This is a genomic window from Pseudoxanthomonas sp. LjRoot143 (assembly GCF_964252945.1).
GTDB lineage: Bacteria > Pseudomonadota > Gammaproteobacteria > Xanthomonadales > Xanthomonadaceae > Pseudoxanthomonas_A.
Map to the genome: position 1 here is coordinate 2,131,874 of NZ_CAXUPM020000001.1, position 17,694 is coordinate 2,149,567.

The following is a 17,694-nucleotide window of genomic DNA, read 5'->3' on the forward strand; positions in this document are numbered from 1 at the left end:
GTCTTAGAAAGCCATCGATGGCTTCCGGAGACCCATCGATGGCACTCCCGTGCTCCATCGTTGGGAATCCGAGCCTCGCGGATGGGGCTCGGAGGGCCATCGATGGGGCTCCGAGAGCCATCTCCTGCTGGGAATGTGAGAAGTGCGGTGCGTGGAACGCCTGATGCGGGCCTGGTCAGGCGTGGAACAGGTACAGCACGTCCTGTTCCATACCGTGCAGCAGCGCGGCGCGATCTTCCGAACGACCTACTCTGCGGCGCTGTCGGATCGTCACCTCTTCGTCCTCAGGCCCGCCGCCATAGAAGTGCAGCAGCAGGCCAAGTTCTCGGACGTGACCGGGCGTCAGGACGGCATCCACGAAGGCGAGCCAGCGGGTCAGCTCATCGTCTGCGCGTCTCCGCCGCACGCCGTCCGCGGCCTCCGCCTGCTCGCGCTTCTGCGCGATGGCGCGGGCGATCTTGCCTTCTCCCCAGCCCTTGCGTGCCAGCTTGTGGGCCATCTCTTCCCAATCGCCCTCCTGCGTACGGCGCGCACCCAGCGGCTCATCACAATCGCAATGACCCAGCGTCGTCAGGAACCAGGCTTCGTCTGGTGCGAGCTGCCGCATCACCGAGGGATTCGACAGTCTGAGGAATCGGCGACCGTAGGCCCGCGCCAACACGTCCAGCGCTTCATGCGGCGCGTTGGCGGGAAGGACGGCGGTGACGAAGCGGCACATGGCCGGAGTCTATCCGGTCGCGATCACGGCATGCCCGCCCCGACCGTCATCCGCACCGGGATGCCGGCGGGATCGAAGCCGTCGAGGCAGTAGACGTTGATGCCGTAGTAGTCCGGGGTGACGCGCTTGCGGTGGAACGGATAGATGCCGCAGACCTTGCAGAAGTGGTGGTGCGCGGTGTGGGTGTGGAACTGGTACTCGGCCAGCGCGTCGGCGCCGGCCAGCAGGCGGAAGGCGCTTTCGTGCACCTTCACCATCAACGCGTTCTTCTTGCGGCAGATCGAGCAGTCGCACTGCGTCAACTCGGGGAAGTCGGTGTCGATCTCGAAGCGGATGGCGCCGCAGTGGCAGCTGCCGGTGTAGGTCTGCAGGGGGCGTGACGACATGGGCTGCACAGTCCTGGCGGGGCGCTCAGCCTAAACGAACAAGACGCCACGGTGATCAATGCGGCGCGGACGCCTTCGGGATCACCAGCGGCTTGAGGGATGCCGCCAACAGATGCCATGCGCGACCGCCCCTGTCGTCGTAGGTCCCCACCCCGCGAAGGTTGTCCCTGCTGATGCGCAGGTAATGGGTATCGCCAGGGACGAAAGCCTTCAGGTCCCCCATGCCCTCCCACTGGGTCATCGGTCCCTCGATGCAACCCACGATTACCTCTAGAGGCTCGCCCTGCAAACCATCCGGCCCTTCCTGGACCATGTAGAGCGCACGGGAGCCCGTAAACTGGAAGCCGCAGCTCCCGTTCGGCTCGACCAGGACCAGACGCGCGCGCACGTAGGCCTCCCTGTCGACCGACGCGGTGGTCTGCTGTCCCACCGCGATGCCCGACCATGCCAACAGCGCTATGCCGAGTGCGAATGCGTAGCGGCTCATCGTCATTCCCTCCATTCCGCGAGATGCAGCAGCACGCCCGCCGGATCCCACACATAAGTCACCAGCGCGCCGTAGTCCTCCTGCTTCGGCGGCGCGACGCGGGCGTCAGCGTAGGCACCGCTCGCCAGCACGGCGGCGATCTTCGCGTGGCAGGCGGTAGCATCGGCGACGGTCAGGTGCAGCATCGTGTTCTCCAGCCAGTCCTTCTGGTAGTAGCGCTGCAGGTAGAAGCGGTGATCGCCGTTGGCCATCAGCGCCAGTTGGTCGTCGAGATACTCGGTCGTCCAGCCGAGGGCTTCGTAGAACGCCTTGGAGACGTCGAAGTCCTTGCTGCCGATGAAGGGGCGGACGTCGGCGAGGTTCAGGTCGATCATGGTGTGGCTCCCGTAAAGACGCGACGTCGGCGCGTTCGGCACGCGCCTGCGTCGCGGGCAGGCCCATCGACGCATCGGCGATGCCGACGAGGTGCGCAGCCAATCCCTCCGCATCGGCGCCACGCCACAACAGCGCGCAGACATCTCCCACGTAGCCGTCGTACTCGTCGCGCGCCCCGGGCACGCCGGCGACGCCGATCGGGTCCCACACGTAATGAAGCACTTCGCTGACAGCGCGTTCGAGGGCTTCGGCTTCCGGGCCGGATGTCGGGGTCATGGCGGTGTCCGTTGCAGAGAGCGAGGATGATCTCAGGCGGTGGGCAGGAAGCGTGTGACCTTCTGCTTCAGCAGACGGACCAGATCCGGGTCCATGTATTCGTATTCGTCCGGGATATCCAGGCAGATCACCCGTGCGCCCTTGAGATGGCTGCCGAACTTCGCCGACAGGCGATTGCGATGCGCCTTTTCCATCACGAAGACGATATCCGCCCACGCCAGCAGTTCGGGCGACACGGGGACTTCGGCGTCGTTGCCCAACCCTGCGGATGCCGTCTCGATGCCCGGCCAGTCGGCAAACACCTGCTCCGCCGTTGGGCTGCGCAGGCGGTTCTGGGTGCAGATGAAGAGGACGTTGCGTGGCATGCGGCCTACTCGCGGACGATGTCGAAGATCTCTGCCTCACGCGCGAGGCGGCGCAGGCAGGCCTTGTCGACGTCCGTGGTGGCGGTGGTCATTCTGGCGGCGATGGCGGCGCGGCCCGCTTCGTGCCACAGCTTCCTGGATACGTCGGCACGATGGGCCTGATGCCAGAACCATACCGATCCGATGGCGGCATCGGGACCGTTGAGGACCCGGCAATCGCCGATGGCCTCATCCACCAGTTCCGGTTCGCTGCGCGTATCGAGGACCAGCGCATCGCTGCGTTCGATCGTAACGTCGAGCGGCACGCGGACCGTGGTCGCGGCGTCCGACCGCCGGAGTGCAGGCGCCTCGCGGTAGGGGCGCCCTGCGTCCGACTTCACCAGGCGCGTCCTCGGGACGTCGTACCGCACGGACTGGCCGGCGCGCGACGCGCCGGTCAGCAGGCCGCCCTCCGCGTCGCAGTCGTCCCGCGGGTCCTGGCCCTCCTCCACCGTGTCCAGCGCCGGCTCCGATTCGAGGTAGTAGGCAACGCCATCCGGGGCCACGACCCACGCGGCAGCGACGGGGGGAACCCGCTTCCGGCAGGGCGAGCCTATCCAGGCCGCCAATCGGGTGAGTTGGGGCGCCGGAACGCCTTCCGGAAACAGCAATGCCACCTGCCCGTCGGGCTGCGGGTGGAGTTCGATCCTGAAGGTGTCGGGGCGACTTCCAGCCGGCCAGCGCGCGAGATAGGCCGCGATGTCGGCCTGCACCGTCTCGACCGTCTCCTTCACCAGTATCCAGTCGTGGGCCGGCACGAACGAGGGATCGCGGTCCTGGGCATCGGCCTCGGACACCAGCCCTGCACATGCAAGAAGGATCATCAGAAGACAACGTCGCATGCTCCACCTCCGTTGGGGCAACTGGTTATTGCGGGCACCATCCGTGTCGCGGCATCAGCGCAGGATCTTCTCCATCGCCTTCCCCTTCGCCAGCTCGTCGACCAGCTTGTCGAGGTAGCGGATCTTCTGCATCAGCGGGTCGTCGACGTCTTCGACACGCACGCCGCAGACCACACCCTTGATCAACGCAGCATTGGGATTCATTGCCGGCGCCTGGGCGAAGAACGTATCGAAATCGACCTTGTCGCGGATTTGCCGCTCGAGCCCGGCCGCGTCGTAACCGGTCAGCCAGAGGATGATCTGGTCGACTTCAGCCTGCGTACGCCCCTTGCGCTCGGCCTTCTGCACGTACAGCGGGTACACGCTGGCGAAGGAGGTGGTGAAGATGCGGTGGGCGGACATCGTCATTCCTCAAGGGGCACGCGATGAAGCAATGAAACGTCATCGTAGGATGGGTGGAGCCGAAGGCGATACCCATCGTGAGCCATCCTTACCGGCGGCGATGGACATCGCCTTCTGCTCCACCTATCCGCACTAATCTGCTGCTTCCATGGAGTGGACACAGATCGCGCCGGGCCACTGGCCGAGATGACCACCGATGGGCCATCTATGCCGGCCATCGTTCTGCCCCGGATCGTACACGCCACGCACCGTCACGCGTCGACCAATCAGGTCATCGCCGCTCCGGCCCAGCAGCCAGAGGCCACGCTTGAAGTCCATCACGGCCGATGGCGCCGGGTAGATCGCGGAGTTCTCGAAGGACACGTGGTAGAAGCCGGACACTTTGATGGGTTTCGCGTGGAACCTGGCGGGGTCGGCAATCACCTGTTCGATCGTGGCCGATTCATAGGTTCCGTGAGCATCCGGACAGCCGAACAGAGCCAACACCTCCTGCTGCTCGTCGCTGACGGTGACGCGCTCGGGATTACAGCCCACGAGTAGCACAGCCAACGCGGCGATACACACACATCGCACCATGAAACTCTCTCCGTGTTTCTCAACCGCGGAAGCGATGGGTATCGCCTTCGGCTCCACCCATCCTACTTGTCGACGACGAAACCGAGGTTGCCGAACTTCGTGTTGGTATCGAGCGTCACTTCCATCCTGACGGGATCAGGCACGAGGTCGATGTGTGGTTCCACCTGATACGGAACACGCTGCGCGATCTCCGACGCTGCGCCCTCCGGGATCCTGACCCGAATCGAGACGCCCTCGGAGGAGGCGCCCAGCATCGTATCGCCCCACGCGTTCTCGACTTCCGGCATGAGGCTGTACTTGATCCCGCTCGTGGGCAACACGATCCATCCGTTCGCACCGTAGGCATCGATCTCCTCAGGCGGTGTGTCCAGCCATCCCGTCATGTTGACGAGATCGTAAGCAGGAAACCCATCAGGCAGCAACACAGCAGTCCGACCATCGGGCTGCGGGTGCAGCTCTATCCGGAAGGTGCCGGGGTGTATCTCGCGCGCTATCTCGTCGTACTCGGCGATTGCCTTCTGCACTTCGGCCGGCGAGCCATGGTGTACCAGGATCCATCCCTGCGAAGGCGTGAAAGCGGGATCCGCCGACGTTGCCGGCTGCGGAAGGGTCACTGCCAGTCCAAGGAAGATGGCGGCCATCGAACTGCATGAGTACATGCGTCACCCCATCGACTTGTCAGCGGAGTTTCAGCGTCACAGGTAAAGTGGCGCGCGGCAATCCACCCATGCTTCCCGCCTCTACGGCGCCCACATCCTCACCACCGCGGCGCCTTCGTCAGCGGCGGCGCCTCATGCTGGCGGTCGTACGCGCGCAGCTCCTCGCGGATGTGCTGGATGCGCTGGCGACCGAGGGTGTTGCGGCTGTCGTCGAGGACCACGCCGCCCAGCAGTTCGGCCATGCGCTCGACGTTGGGGACCAGCTTCTCCCACGCCTCGAGCGCCGTCATCGGCGCCGGCAGCGTGAGGAAGAACGCGATGGCCGGGGTTTCCAGCGTGCGGATGTTGGCCATGTCGAAACTGCCCGGCTGCATGATGTTGGCCATGCTGAAGACCGGGCCGCGTTCCGGATGCCCTTCCACCAGCCGGTGGAAGACATTCATGTGGCCGAAGGTCAGGCCGGTCTTCTCGGCCGCCACCACGATGTCCTCGCCACGCAGCACCTGCCCGGCCTTGGCCGCGACGTACAGCGAGACGATCTTGTCGAAGTCCTGGTTGGGCCGCTTGCCCAGGTCGCTTTCCACGCCCGCGACGGGCGTGCCGCCGGGCAGGCCGAGTTCGGGCTGGCTGACGCGCTCGCCGCTGTAGTCCTGCACCTGCTCACTGGTGTCGTCGCCCGACAGGCTGGGTTCCACGCGCGCGGTGTCGCGCTCGGTGGTCTCGATGCGGCGGCCCTGGCTGGGCTTCTTGGGACGGCCGAACAGGAAGATCGCCGCCAGCAGCAGGACGCCGGCGACGAGGATTCCGATGCGAAGGATGGCCATGTCGGACACAGGGGTTTCTCCGGCAAGGTGGAATGTGGGTGGGCGTCAGGCGGCACCGGCGAGGCGGGCGGCCTCTTCCAGGTCGACCGACACCAGCCGGCTGACACCGGGTTCCCGCATGGTAACGCCACTGAGCTGATGTGCGGCTTCCATCGTGGCCTTGTTGTGCGACACGAACAGGAACTGCACCTTCTCGCTCATCTCCTTCACCATGTTGGTGAAGCGGCCGACGTTGGCCTCGTCGAGCGGCGCATCGACTTCGTCCAGCAGGCAGAACGGCGCCGGATTGAGCTGGAAGATGGCGAACACCAGCGCGACCGCGGTCATCGCCTTCTCGCCGCCGGACAGCAGCGAGATGTTGGACACACGCTTGCCCGGCGGGCGCGCCATGATGGCCACGCCGGTGTCGAGCAGGTCTTCGCCGGTCAGTTCCAGATAGGCATGGCCGCCGCCGAACAGGCGCGGATACAGCTGCTGCACGCCGGCGTTGACGCGGTCGAAGGTGTCCTTGAAGCGGCCGCGGGTCTCGCGGTCGATCTTGCGGATGGCTTCTTCCAGCGTTTCCAGCGCGGTGGTCAGGTCGACGTTCTGCGCGTCCAGGTACTCCGAGCGCTGGCTGGCTTCGCCGTACTCGTGGATGGCGGCCAGGTTGACCGGCTCCAGCCGGCGCATGCGGCCATCGATCTGGGTGACCGCCTGTTCCCACTCGCGGACGTCGGCCACCTCGGGCAGCGTGTTGATGACGTCTTCCAGTACGAAACCGCCGGCAACCACGCCTTCGGACAACTGCCCGGCCTTCAGCGCGAGCGCCTGCTGGTCGAGCTTGCGCTGCGAGATGCGCTCGCGCTGCGCCACAGCCTGTTCGTCGCGCTGCTGGCGGGTCTGTTCGTACTTGCGCAACTCGTTGTCGATGCCTTCCAGCAGCGAACGCGCCTCCGAGAGTTGCCGGTCGGCGGTGACGCGATGTTCCAGCGCGGCCTGGCGCTGGGCTTCCAGTTCCTGCACGGGCGAATCGCCTTCGCTGAGCTGGAACGTCAGTTCTTCGAGGCGTGAATCCAGCTGCCCGCGCTGGCCACCCATGCGCTCAAGCGCCTGGCTCAGCGAGACGATCTGGGCGCGCTGCGATTCCAGCGTCAGCGCCAGTGCGTGCGCGGTATCGCGTGAGGTGCGCGCGGCTTCGCGGGCCTGGTCGCGGGCCTCGACGAGCTGGCGGCGCTCGCCCTCCAGTGCCTGCCGGTTCGATTCCAGGTCGCCCATGCGGGTGACCGCGTCTTCGAGTTTCGCCCGCGCTTCGCGGGCCTGCTCGCGGCTGGCGTCCAGCGTCTCGACCAGTTGCGCGAGTTCGCCGTCGATGCGCTCCAGGCGCGTGCGGGTGGCGTCGACCTTGCCCTGCTGGCTCTGCAGCTGGCCGGCCAGTTCGGAGACGCCCCGGTGCGCCATGTACAGCGTGCGCTGAGCGTCTTCGCGTTGCTGTTCGGCAGCGAGCAACTGGTCGCGCAGGCTGGCCAGGCGTTCTTCCAGCTCCGCCTCGCGCGCCTGCAGCGTTTCGATCTCGCCGCGCAGCGACTGGATCTCGCGCTCGCGCAGCAGCGCGCCCTGCTTGGCCGCGCCGGAGCGCAGCACGCGCACCCAGCCCGCGCCGAGGCGCTCGCCATTGCGGGTGATGACGGAATCGCCATCGCCCAGCGTGGCCTGCAGGCGACGCGCGTCCGTCAGGTCCTCGGCCACGTGCAGGCGCGCGAGCAGGCGACGGATCGCCGCCGGGCCCTGCACCTTGGCGGCGAGCGAGGTCGGCGCGAACGCGACCTCGCTGCGGTCGTCGGAGACCAGCGCGATACGGCCGTCGCCGAGTTCGCCCAGCGCATCGACCAAGGCCTCCGGTGCATCGACCAGCACGCCTTCGATCAGCTGGCCGAGCGCGCCTTCGACGGCGTTTTCCCAGCCCGCCTCGACGGTCAGCTTCTCGCCGACGCGCGAGGCGTTGTCCAGGCCGCGCGCCTTCAGCCAGCTCATGGCCGCGCCCTGCTCCTGGCCGAGCGCGGCGTGCTGCAGCGTTTCCAGCGACGACAGGCGGCCGCGCGCTTCCTGTGCGCGCTTGCGTACGTCGGACAGCTCGGTCTGGGTGGCGCGCTGCTGTTCCTGCACGTCGGCGGCGCCCTGCTTGCGTGCCTCGACCTGCTCGGTCAGGGTCTCCAGCGATTCCTTCTGGGTGTCGTGCTGCAGCTGCAATTGCTCGAAGGCCGTCGCCAGTGCGTCCAGGTCCAGCCCGGTGCGCTCGTTGGCCAACACCTCGCGGCGGCGGTCGGCTTCCAGCGATTGCCGGTCGAGGTAATCGACACGGGTGCGCTCGACATCGCCGGCGCGCGAGGCTTCGGCGGAATCGCGGCTGTGGGTTTCCCAGCGCTGCTGCCAGTCGGACAGCACGGTCTCGGCTTCGCGCAGCGCGTCCTGGCGGAACACGTCCTCCTCGCGCAGCTGTTCGAGCTGCGGTTCGGCATCGGCGACGGATTCGCGCAGCACGGTGAGGCGGGTCTCGTCGCCGCTGATGTGCTGACCGAGTTCCTGCAGCGCGTTGTGCGCTTCGTCGCGGGCCTTCTTCAGGCGGTCGCCGAGTTCGCGCTGATGCTGGATCTGCTGTTCGATGCGGGCCAGCGTGCTGCCGACCTGGTAGACCTCACCCTGCGCCTTGTTCAAGCCGTCGGCGGCTTCCTCGCGGCGGACGCGGTCGGTTTCCAGCAGGCGCTCGGCTTCGCGCTGTTCGGCGATCAGCTGCTGCAGCTTCGTCTCTTCCTGCGACAGCGCCTCGCGCAGGCCCTGCAACTTGCCGTCCAGGCCGCGGTATTCCAGCGCCTTCCACTCGGCATCCTTGACCCGGCGCTCTTCCTGCAGCGCCTTGTACTGCTCGGCCTGCTTGGCCTGGCGCTTGAGGTGCTCGAGCTGTTTGCCGATCTCCTCGCGCAGGTCGTTGAGGCGGTCCAGGTTCTCGCGGGTGTGGCGGATGCGGGTCTCGGTTTCCTTGCGGCGCTCCTTGTACTTGGAGATGCCGGCGGCTTCTTCCAGGTACACGCGCAGGTCTTCCGGGCGCGCCTCGATGATCTGGCTGATCATGCCCTGCTCGATGATCGAGTAGCTGCGCGGGCCCAGGCCGGTGCCGAGGAACAGGTCGGTGATGTCGCGGCGGCGGCACTTGGTGCCGTTGAGGTAGTAGTTGCTCTGGCCGTCGCGGCTGACCAGGCGCCGGACCGAGATTTCGTTGAAGGCGGCGAACTCGCCGCTGATGGTGTGATCGCTGTTGTCGAAGATCAGTTCGACCGAGGCCTGCGACACCGGCTTGCGCGCGGCCGAGCCGGAGAAGATCACGTCGGTCAGCGAATCGCCGCGCAGGCGGCTGGCCGAACTTTCGCCCATCACCCAGCGCACGGCGTCGATGATGTTCGACTTGCCGCAACCGTTCGGCCCGACCACGCCGGTCATGTTGGTCGGCAGGTGGAGCACGGTGGGATCGACGAACGACTTGAAACCGGACAGCTTGATGGTGGAAAGGCGCATGCGGCGGTGTCTTCCGGGCACCGCGACCGGACCGGTCCGACGCGCTGCCGCAAGTGTGAAGTGGGATCAGCTTCGACTGCCAAGTCATTGATTCCGTGGCAATCAGGCCTGCCGTCAGGCACGCCAACGGATGAGTATAGCCGCCCGTGACACGCCATGCCCGGGCCTTGCAGGCGCCGTACGCCGATGGGCCGGGGGCGTACGGAGACGGCCCGCGCCTGTTAGCATCGCGGGCGGCTTCACCCCCCTCCCTCTCACATCAACGGTCCCCACTCCGTGTCTCTTTTTGCATCCGTCGAACTGGTGCCCGGCGACCCCATCCTGGGGCTGACCGAGGCTTACAACGCCGATCCCCGTACCCAGAAGGTCAACCTGGGCGTCGGCATCTACTACGACGAGCAGGGCCGCATTCCCCTGCTCGACTGCGTCCGCCAGGTGGAACAGGCGCTGGCCGCCGAAGGCAAACCGCGCGGCTACCTGCCGATCGACGGCCTGGCCGCCTATGACGCCGCCACCCGCGAACTGGTGTTCGGCAAGGACTCGGAACTGGTCGCCGCCGGTCGCGTGGCCACCACCCAGACCGTCGGCGGCAGCGGTGCGCTGCGCGTCGGCGCGGACCTGCTGAAGAAGCTGCTGCCGCACGCCACCATCGCGATCAGCAACCCGAGCTGGGAAAACCACCGCGCCGTGTTCGGCGCCGCCGGTTTCGACATCGTCGACTACACCTACTTCGACGCCGCCACGCATGGCCTGGATTTCGCCGGCATGCTCGCCGACCTGGGCAAGCTGAAGCCCGGTACCGTCGTGCTGCTGCACGCCTGCTGCCACAACCCCACCGGCGCCGACCTGACCGTCGACCAGTGGAAGCAGGTCGCGGCACTGCTGAAGGAGCGCGGCCTGTTCCCCTTCATCGACATGGCCTACCAGGGCTTCGACAAGGGCATCGCCGAAGACGGCGCCGCGGTCCGCATCGTCGCCGAGGCCGGGATCGACAGCTTCATCGTCGCCAACTCGTACTCCAAGTCGTTCTCGCTGTACGGCGAGCGTGTCGGCGCGCTGTCGGTGGTCGGCCCGAATGCCGCGGACACCAAGGCGGTCCAGTCGCAGGTCAAGCGCATCATCCGCACCATCTACTCCAGTCCGTCGACGCACGGCGCCGCACTGGTCGCCGGCGTGCTGGCCAGCAGCGAGCTGCGCACGCTGTGGGAGAGCGAGCTGGGCGGCATGCGCGAGCGCATTCATGCCCTGCGTGCCGGCCTGGTCGACAAGCTGGCGGCCCTCGGCGCGCCGGAGTTCGCCTTCATCCAGCGGCAGGCCGGCATGTTCTCGTACTCCGGCCTGAGCAAGGCGCAGGTGGACCGGCTGCGCGACGAGTTCGGCATCTATGCCGTCGGCACCGGCCGCATCTGCGTGGCCGCGCTGAACCAGCAGAACCTGGCCTATGTGGCGGACGCGGTGCGCACCGTCAGCCGCGGCTGATCTGCGGCGTCGTCAGGAAGGAAAAAAGGGAGGCTTCGGCCTCCCTTTTTCTTTCTGCGACACCGCGAACCTCAGCCCAGACGCAGGCCGCTGTCAGGATCGAAGACATGCAGCGCGGCCCCTTCGACCGTGATGCGCAACGGCTGGCCGGGCTCGGGCAGCCGCTGGGGCGGCATGCGCGCGACCAGGGCGTGACCCGCGTAGGTCAGGTTGACGAAGACCTCGTTGCCCACCGGTTCGATCAACTCCACCTGCGCCTCGAAGGCCGGCTTGCCGATGCCGGCCGGCAGCAGATGCTCCGGGCGCAGGCCCAGTGCCACGCGCTTGCCGAGCCACGCGTCCGGAACCTGCGCGTGACCCAGCGGCAGCAGCGCGCCGTCATCGAGCACCAGCTGCAGGCCATCGGCATCGCTCAGCGTGCCGTGCAACACGTTCATCGCGGGGCTGCCGAGGAAGCCGGCGACGAACAGGTTGGCCGGCTTCTCGTACAGCGCCATCGGCGTGTCGATCTGTTGGATCTCGCCGTCCTTAAGCACCACGATGCGCTGGCCCAGCGTCATCGCTTCGACCTGATCGTGGGTCACGTAGATCATGGTGGCGCCGAGCTGGCGATGCAGGCGGCCGATCTCGGTCCGCACGGAATGGCGCAGCTTGGCGTCGAGGTTGGACAGCGGCTCGTCGAGCAGGAACACCGACGGCTCGCGCACCAGTGCGCGGCCCAGCGCGACGCGCTGGCGTTGTCCACCGGACATCTCGCGCGGCAGCTTGCCCAGCATGTGGGTCATGCCCAGCGTCTCGGCGGCGGCGTTGACGCGCCGGTCGATCTCCGCGCGCGCCACGCCGCGCAGCTTCAGGCCGAAGGCGAGGTTCTCGGCGACCGTCATGTGCGGGTACAGCGCGTAGCTCTGGAACACCATCGCGATGTCGCGGTCCTTCGGCGCAACGTCATTGACGCGGCGGTCACCGATCAGCAGGTTGCCGTCGGAAATCTCCTCCAGTCCCGCGATCATCCGCAGCAGCGTGGACTTGCCGCAGCCGGAGGGACCGACCAGCACCATGAGTTCGCCGTCGGCGATCTCGAAACTGGCCCCGTGCACGGCCACCTGGCCGTTGTCGTACACCTTGCGCACGCGGTCGAGTTTGACGCTGGCCATCATTGCTCCGGTCGGGCGAGGCCCGTGTGTGTTCGCTGCGGCCCGGCCCTCCCGGGTGCAGGCATGCCCGTACGGACGAGCATGCAGCTTCCCGTTCCTTGGTCCGGGCGGCTGCGCTATTCTGCCATGTAACCGTTTTCACAACGCAAGCGGACCGTGTGCCCACGCAACGCGGAGCGCCCGCACCCGCCACGCCATCCATGCCCTGCCCGACGACCATCCACCCGGCTTCCCTCGCAGCCACCTATTCCGGAATGACGCATACGTATACGGATGGCGCATGCGCGTGCGGGCTTGCACGCCGTCGGCGCAGGTGCGCGCTATCATGCGCCGCCCACGCGACGTGGCCCCCTCACGGCAGCACAGGATCGACCAGGCGAATGCAGCGGACCCGTATTGGAAGTCACCCCGCATCGAACAGGATGTTTGCCGCATGAGCAGCGCCGATCGCGTCCTCCTCGCCGACATCGGCGGCACCAATGCGCGCTTCGCGCTGGCCGATACGTCCGCCTCCGTGCCGCTGCTGGACGACAGCGTGCGCGAGTTCGTGGTCGCCGATTTCCCGTCGCTCGCGGACGCCGCGCAGCACTACCTGGATGAAACGGGCGCGACCGCGCAGAACGGTGTATTCGCCGTCGCCGGCCGTGTCGATGGCGATGAGGCCCGTATCACCAACCACCCGTGGGTGATTTCGGTGAACCGCACGCGGCAGGCACTCGGTTTTCAGGGCCTGAAACTGGTCAACGACTTCGCTGCGCAGGCGATGGCGGTGTCGCTGCTGACGCCGAAAGACGTCGTGGCGATCGGCGGTGCGCAATGGCGCCCTGCTCCGCTCAGTGAATCGCGCACCTACGCCGTCATCGGCCCGGGCACGGGCCTGGGCGTGGCGGCGCTGATCATCCGCGACGGCCGCGCGTATCCGCTGGAAACCGAAGGCGGCCACGTGAGCTTTCCGCCCGGTACGCCGGAAGAAATCCGCATCCTCGAGATCCTGTCCGCGCAGTTCGGCCGCGTGTCGAACGAACGCCTGATCTGCGGTCCCGGCCTGGTGAATCTGTATCGCGCGCTCAGCGAGATCGCGGGCGAAGATCCGGGCGGTCCGCTGGAACCGAAGGACGTCACCGCGCGCGCGGCGGCAGGCGATCCACGCTGCGTGCGCACGCTGGACGTGTTCTGCGCGGTGTTCGGCGCCATCGCCGGCGACCTCGTGCTCACCACCGGCGCGTGGGACGGCGTATTCCTCACCGGCGGACTGGTGCCGAAACTGCTGACCTCGCTGCAGCACTCGGGCTTTCGCCAGCGCTTCGAACACAAGGGCCGCTTCTCGCCCGCGATGGGCCGCGTGCCGACGCTCGCCAACGTGCATCCACGTCCGGGCCTGCTCGGTGCCGCCGCGTATGCGGTCGAACTGTTCGGACCGAAAAGCCCCGCGCACGCCTGAGGTTTTGCGCAGATGCGCGCTGCAACGCAACACACGCAGCGCCGCCGCACCCCGACTGGTCTGACTTTGGTCGCTTTCGCGCGTGCCGCAAAGGCGGTAGAAAGCATCATGCCGTCGCCGTCGTTCACCGCCCTTCCCCTCCACGCGCTGGAGTCGCAGGAAGGTTGCGCATCACGGCCCTCCATCGCCACGCCATGCAGAATGACCGCGTCTGCAGCCTAGCCCTACGCCCATGAGCCTGCACCCCCGCATCCAGGAAGTCACCGAACGCATCCGCCAGCGCAGCGCACCCTTGCGTCGCGCCTATCTCGACGGCATCGATGCAGCCCATCGCGATGGCCCGCAACGCGCGCGCCTGAGCTGCGGCAACCTCGCCCATGCGTTCGCCGCGTGCGGTCCGACCGACAAGGGCCGGCTGCGCGCGGACGTGACGCCGAACCTCGGCATCATCAACGCGTACAACGACATGCTGTCGGCGCACCAGCCGTTCGAGCATTACCCGGAGATCATCCGCCAGGTCGCGCGCGATCTCGGCGCCACCGCGCAGGTCGCCGGTGGCGTGCCGGCGATGTGCGACGGCGTGACGCAAGGCCGCCCGGGCATGGAACTGTCGCTGTTCTCGCGCGACGTGATCGCGCAGGCGACGGCCATCTCGCTGAGCCACGACATGTTCGACGCCGCGCTGTACCTGGGCGTGTGCGACAAGATCGTGCCGGGCCTGCTGATGGGCGCGCTGGCCTTCGGCCACCTGCCGGCGGTGTTCGTGCCGGCCGGGCCGATGTCGCCCGGCATTCCGAACAAGGAAAAGGCCGCGGTGCGCGAACGCTACGCCGCCGGCGAAGCCACGCGCGAGGAACTGCTGGAAGCCGAGGCCGCGAGTTATCACGCCGCCGGCACCTGCACGTTCTACGGCACCGCCAACTCCAACCAGGTGCTGCTGGAAGCGATGGGCCTGCAGCTGCCGGGCACCTCGTTCGTCAATCCCGACCAGCCGCTGCGCGATGTGCTGACGCGCGCCGCGGCAGAGCGTGCGCTGGCGATCACCGCGCTGGGCGACGACTACCGTCCGATCGGACGCCTGATCGACGAGCGTGCCATCGTCAATGCGATGGCGGCGCTGATGGCGACCGGCGGTTCGACCAACCACACCATCCACTGGATCGCGGTGGCGCGTTCGGCCGGCATCGTGCTGACCTGGGACGACATGGACCTGCTGTCGCAGACCGTGCCGTTGCTGGCGCGCGTGTATCCGAACGGCGAAGCCGACGTGAACCGCTTCGCGGCAGCCGGTGGCACGCAGTTCGTGTTCCGCGAACTGCTCGACGCTGGCCTGATGCACGACATCACCACCATCGTGCCCGGCGGCCTGCGCGCGTTCTGCGACGAGCCGCGCCTGCACGACGGCAAGCTCGCCTATGCGCCCGGCATCGCCGAGAGCGCGGACGAAGACGTCGCGCGTCCGGTGTCGCGCGCGTTCGAGGCCCAGGGCGGTCTTCGCCTGCTGCGCGGCAATCTCGGCCGCTCGCTGATCAAGACCTCGGCCGTCAAACAGGAATACCGCTACATCGAAGCGCCCGCTGTCGTCGTCGACGATCCGCGCGCGCTCAACAAGCTGCATGCGGCCGGTGCGCTACCGCAGGACTTCGTGGCCGTGGTGCGCTACCAGGGTCCCCGTTCCAACGGCATGCCGGAACTGCACTCGCTCGCCCCGCTGCTCGGCCTGCTGCAGAACCAGGGCCGCCGCGTGGCGCTGGTGACCGACGGCCGCCTGTCCGGTGCGTCCGGCAAGATTCCCGCCGCCATCCATCTGACGCCGGAAGCCGCGCGTGGTGGTCCGCTGGCGAAGCTGCGCGAGGGCGACATCATCCGTCTCGACGCCGAAGCCGGCACGCTGGAAGCGCTGGTCGATGCGCAGGAATGGGCTTCGCGCGAGATCGCCCCGAACACCTCGGCCGCCGCGCTCGACCTGGGTCGCAACCTGTTCGCGGTGAGCCGCGATGTGGTCACGCCGGCCGACCGCGGCGCGATGTCGATTTCCTGCGGCCTGCCGTACCACGACGGCACGTGGGAGTACGATGCCGAGTACGAACTGGGCGACGCGGCGCATGCCGCCGAAGCGCCGCATGAAGCCAAGGATGCCTGAGCTTTTCCCTTCTCACTTCGGGAGAAGGTGCCCGAAGGGCGGATGAGGGGCGAGCGTCAGGGTGAGGGTGAACTATCCTGACCTTCGTCGCCCCTCTCCCCAACCCCTCTCCCGATGGGAGAGGGGCTCACTCCAACCGACCGATACACCATGACCATCGAAGCCCGCCAGCAGAAAGCCGAATCCCTCCTCCGCGCCGCCGGCATCCTGCCGGTCGTCACCGTCCACACGCTGGACGAGGCGCGCAAGGTGTCCGAAGCGCTGCTGAAGGGCGGGCTGCCCGCGATCGAGCTGACGCTGCGCACGCCGGTGGCGATGGAAGCGCTGGCGATGCTGAAGAAGGAGCTGCCCGACATCGTGATTGGCGCCGGCACGGTGCTGACGACCGAGCAGATGAAGCAGTCCATCGATGCGGGCGCCGACTTCCTGGTCACGCCGGGCACGCCGCCGGCGCTGGCCGATGCGCTGGCCGCCGCCGATATCCCGGTGGTGCCAGGCGCCGCTACGCCGACCGAACTGCTGTCGCTGATGGCGCGCGGCTTCCGCGTCTGCAAGCTGTTCCCCGCCACCGCCGTCGGCGGCCTGGCGATGCTCAAGGGCCTGGCCGGCCCCATGTCGGAACTGAAGATCTGCCCGACCGGCGGCATCATCGAAGACACCGCGGCCGACTACCTGTCCCAGCCGAATGTGGTCTGCATCGGTGGCTCGTGGATGGTGCCTAAGAACTGGCTGGAAAACGGCGAGTGGGACAAGGTCACCGAGAGCTCGGCCAAGGCAGCGGGCATCGTGCAGCGCGTTCGCGGCTGACGCAGATTCTTCAGCCGTGAAGTTTCTTGCGTCGGCAGCAACGCTGATGTTGCTGGCAGGCTGCGCACATTGGTTCGGCCCCGCACACGGCACCTTCAGCGTGCTGGGCTTCACGCCGGAGAGCAGCGCTTGCGTGCTATCTGTCGGCGGTACCGATTCCAGCAGCGCTCCAAGGACGTGGACTGTGTCAGGCAACTTCGAACAGCGCGTTCTGATCAACCCGTCGCGCAAAGGACATCGCGTCACGCTCACCTGTAGTGGAGCCCTGGTCGCGGAGCGCACGTTCGAATACGGACGCGATGTGGCTCCCGGCGGAAACCTCTCGCTATAAGGAAGTACTGCCTGACGGCTCATTCCCGCCGAACAACCGGAGGTCAGGCATCCGTCTGCAGCGCGATCGCAACATGCCGTCGTCGCCACCCTGACGCCAACACGGCGTACCAGCCGACCATCAGCAGGCCCAGCCACCATTCGAAGACGTTCTCCCAACGGTCCTTCGCTGACGGCTCGTCGACGACCAGCCCGACCACGACGTTCGCCACGCCCAGGCCCAGCATCGCGATCGAAATCCACGACATCGACGCGACGACGCCCGCGGCCAGCGCCTTCGTCAACGACGCGCGCCGCATCAGCGCCAGCTGCGCCAGGTAGCCGAACCCGAAGTACACCACCACGCCGTAGCGCCGCAGGAAGCGATACGCCTCGCCCTCAATGCCCAGGAACGTCGCGTACACCGCCAGCGCGATCGCCGACAGTACGCCCAGCACCAGCATCGCGCGACCGCCGCGCAGCCAACGCATCGCCAGCCACCACACCAGCGCATGCAGCACCGCGCACGGAATGACCAGCAGCTGGAACAGGTGATTGCCCCACCCGTACCGCACGGCACGGCTGATCGACACGCAGCCGTCGAGATAGGGAATGCAGGCAGGCACGTGGCCGCCGTGGATAGACAGCAGGTAGGCCGCATGCGCGGCGACCACGAACAGCAGCGTGATCAGCAAAGGCAGCGGCCACAGCGGGTGGCGCGGGGCGTCGTGGGCGGACATGGCGTCGAACGTGGCGGAAGCCGGTCCTAGGGTAGCGCGCACCCGCCCCTCCCCGGCGCCGACTGTCTTCAGCGCACGTGCGGCGGTTCGCCGGCGAGACCAGTCCCCGGGACTGGCGCGCCA

18 protein-coding genes are annotated in these 17,694 nt (G+C 67.3%); 5 read left to right on the forward strand and 13 right to left on the reverse strand.

The annotated features are described in order from the left end of the window. Positions 1-175: 175 nt before the first annotated feature. The 11 genes from ACSQ1W_RS10065 to smc all read right to left on the reverse strand — a co-directional run bounded on the left by ACSQ1W_RS10065 (position 176) and on the right by smc (position 9,498). Positions 176-718 carry a hypothetical protein gene (locus ACSQ1W_RS10065; protein WP_436043220.1) on the reverse strand — a complete coding sequence of 181 codons (543 nt, stop codon included), beginning with the start codon at positions 716-718 and terminating at the stop codon, positions 176-178. A 23-nt stretch (positions 719-741) separates the two neighbouring features. Further along, positions 742-1,104, reverse strand: coding sequence for a GFA family protein (locus ACSQ1W_RS10070; RefSeq protein WP_436043221.1), 363 nt, complete (start codon positions 1,102-1,104; stop codon positions 742-744). Between the two features lie 55 nt (positions 1,105-1,159). After that, positions 1,160-1,591, reverse strand: a complete 432-nt coding sequence (locus ACSQ1W_RS10075) for a hypothetical protein (RefSeq protein ID WP_436043222.1) — start codon at positions 1,589-1,591, stop codon at positions 1,160-1,162. Positions 1,592-1,593: 2 nt separating this feature from the next. Then, positions 1,594-1,965 carry a hypothetical protein gene (locus tag ACSQ1W_RS10080; RefSeq protein ID WP_436043223.1) on the reverse strand — a complete coding sequence of 124 codons (372 nt, stop codon included), beginning with the start codon at positions 1,963-1,965 and terminating at the stop codon, positions 1,594-1,596. A gap of 309 nt (positions 1,966-2,274) precedes the next feature. Beyond that, positions 2,275-2,607 (reverse strand): low molecular weight protein tyrosine phosphatase family protein, encoded by a 333-nt coding sequence (locus ACSQ1W_RS10085; protein WP_436043225.1) that lies wholly within the window; start codon positions 2,605-2,607, stop codon positions 2,275-2,277. A 5-nt stretch (positions 2,608-2,612) separates the two neighbouring features. After that, positions 2,613-3,488 (reverse strand): hypothetical protein, encoded by an 876-nt coding sequence (locus tag ACSQ1W_RS10090; RefSeq protein ID WP_436043227.1) that lies wholly within the window; start codon positions 3,486-3,488, stop codon positions 2,613-2,615. Between the two features lie 54 nt (positions 3,489-3,542). Beyond that, positions 3,543-3,890, reverse strand: a complete 348-nt coding sequence (locus ACSQ1W_RS10095; protein WP_436043229.1) for a DUF2200 domain-containing protein — start codon at positions 3,888-3,890, stop codon at positions 3,543-3,545. A 132-nt stretch (positions 3,891-4,022) separates the two neighbouring features. Continuing rightward, positions 4,023-4,466: a hypothetical protein gene (locus ACSQ1W_RS10100; RefSeq protein ID WP_436043230.1), complete on the reverse strand. Its 444-nt coding sequence runs from the start codon at positions 4,464-4,466 to the stop codon at positions 4,023-4,025. A 62-nt stretch (positions 4,467-4,528) separates the two neighbouring features. After that, positions 4,529-5,107 (reverse strand): hypothetical protein, encoded by a 579-nt coding sequence (locus ACSQ1W_RS10105; protein WP_436043232.1) that lies wholly within the window; start codon positions 5,105-5,107, stop codon positions 4,529-4,531. Positions 5,108-5,223: 116 nt separating this feature from the next. Continuing rightward, entirely contained in the window at positions 5,224-5,958 is a 735-nt protein-coding gene (gene zipA / locus ACSQ1W_RS10110; RefSeq protein ID WP_192267656.1) for a cell division protein ZipA, read from the reverse strand. A 36-nt stretch (positions 5,959-5,994) separates the two neighbouring features. Continuing rightward, the gene (gene smc / locus ACSQ1W_RS10115; protein ID WP_436043234.1) at positions 5,995-9,498 is read right to left on the reverse strand and encodes a chromosome segregation protein SMC; all 3,504 of its coding nucleotides are present in this window, start codon (positions 9,496-9,498) and stop codon (positions 5,995-5,997) included. A 276-nt stretch (positions 9,499-9,774) separates the two neighbouring features. On the opposite strand from smc, the gene ACSQ1W_RS10120 reads away from it, so the two are divergent. Further along, the gene (locus ACSQ1W_RS10120; protein WP_436043236.1) at positions 9,775-10,977 is read left to right on the forward strand and encodes an aromatic amino acid transaminase; all 1,203 of its coding nucleotides are present in this window, start codon (positions 9,775-9,777) and stop codon (positions 10,975-10,977) included. A gap of 71 nt (positions 10,978-11,048) precedes the next feature. On the opposite strand, the gene ACSQ1W_RS10125 is transcribed toward ACSQ1W_RS10120, so the two are convergent. Continuing rightward, the gene (locus tag ACSQ1W_RS10125; protein ID WP_192267649.1) at positions 11,049-12,131 is read right to left on the reverse strand and encodes an ABC transporter ATP-binding protein; all 1,083 of its coding nucleotides are present in this window, start codon (positions 12,129-12,131) and stop codon (positions 11,049-11,051) included. Between the two features lie 433 nt (positions 12,132-12,564). Between ACSQ1W_RS10125 and glk the strand changes: the two genes are divergently transcribed. From glk to ACSQ1W_RS10145, 4 genes are all read left to right on the forward strand, one after another. Next, positions 12,565-13,572, forward strand: coding sequence for a glucokinase (gene glk, locus ACSQ1W_RS10130; RefSeq protein ID WP_192267647.1), 1,008 nt, complete (start codon positions 12,565-12,567; stop codon positions 13,570-13,572). Positions 13,573-13,804: 232 nt separating this feature from the next. Next, positions 13,805-15,715, forward strand: coding sequence for a phosphogluconate dehydratase (gene edd / locus ACSQ1W_RS10135; protein WP_436043238.1), 1,911 nt, complete (start codon positions 13,805-13,807; stop codon positions 15,713-15,715). A gap of 150 nt (positions 15,716-15,865) precedes the next feature. Further along, a complete protein-coding gene (locus ACSQ1W_RS10140) occupies positions 15,866-16,522 on the forward strand; it encodes a bifunctional 4-hydroxy-2-oxoglutarate aldolase/2-dehydro-3-deoxy-phosphogluconate aldolase (protein WP_436043240.1) in 657 nt (218 codons plus the stop codon). Positions 16,523-16,538: 16 nt separating this feature from the next. Then, a complete protein-coding gene (locus tag ACSQ1W_RS10145; RefSeq protein ID WP_436043242.1) occupies positions 16,539-16,853 on the forward strand; it encodes a hypothetical protein in 315 nt (104 codons plus the stop codon). A 43-nt stretch (positions 16,854-16,896) separates the two neighbouring features. Here ACSQ1W_RS10145 and ACSQ1W_RS10150 read toward each other — a convergent pair whose 3' ends face one another. Next, the gene (locus ACSQ1W_RS10150; protein ID WP_436043244.1) at positions 16,897-17,571 is read right to left on the reverse strand and encodes a hypothetical protein; all 675 of its coding nucleotides are present in this window, start codon (positions 17,569-17,571) and stop codon (positions 16,897-16,899) included. Positions 17,572-17,694: the final 123 nt, after the last annotated feature.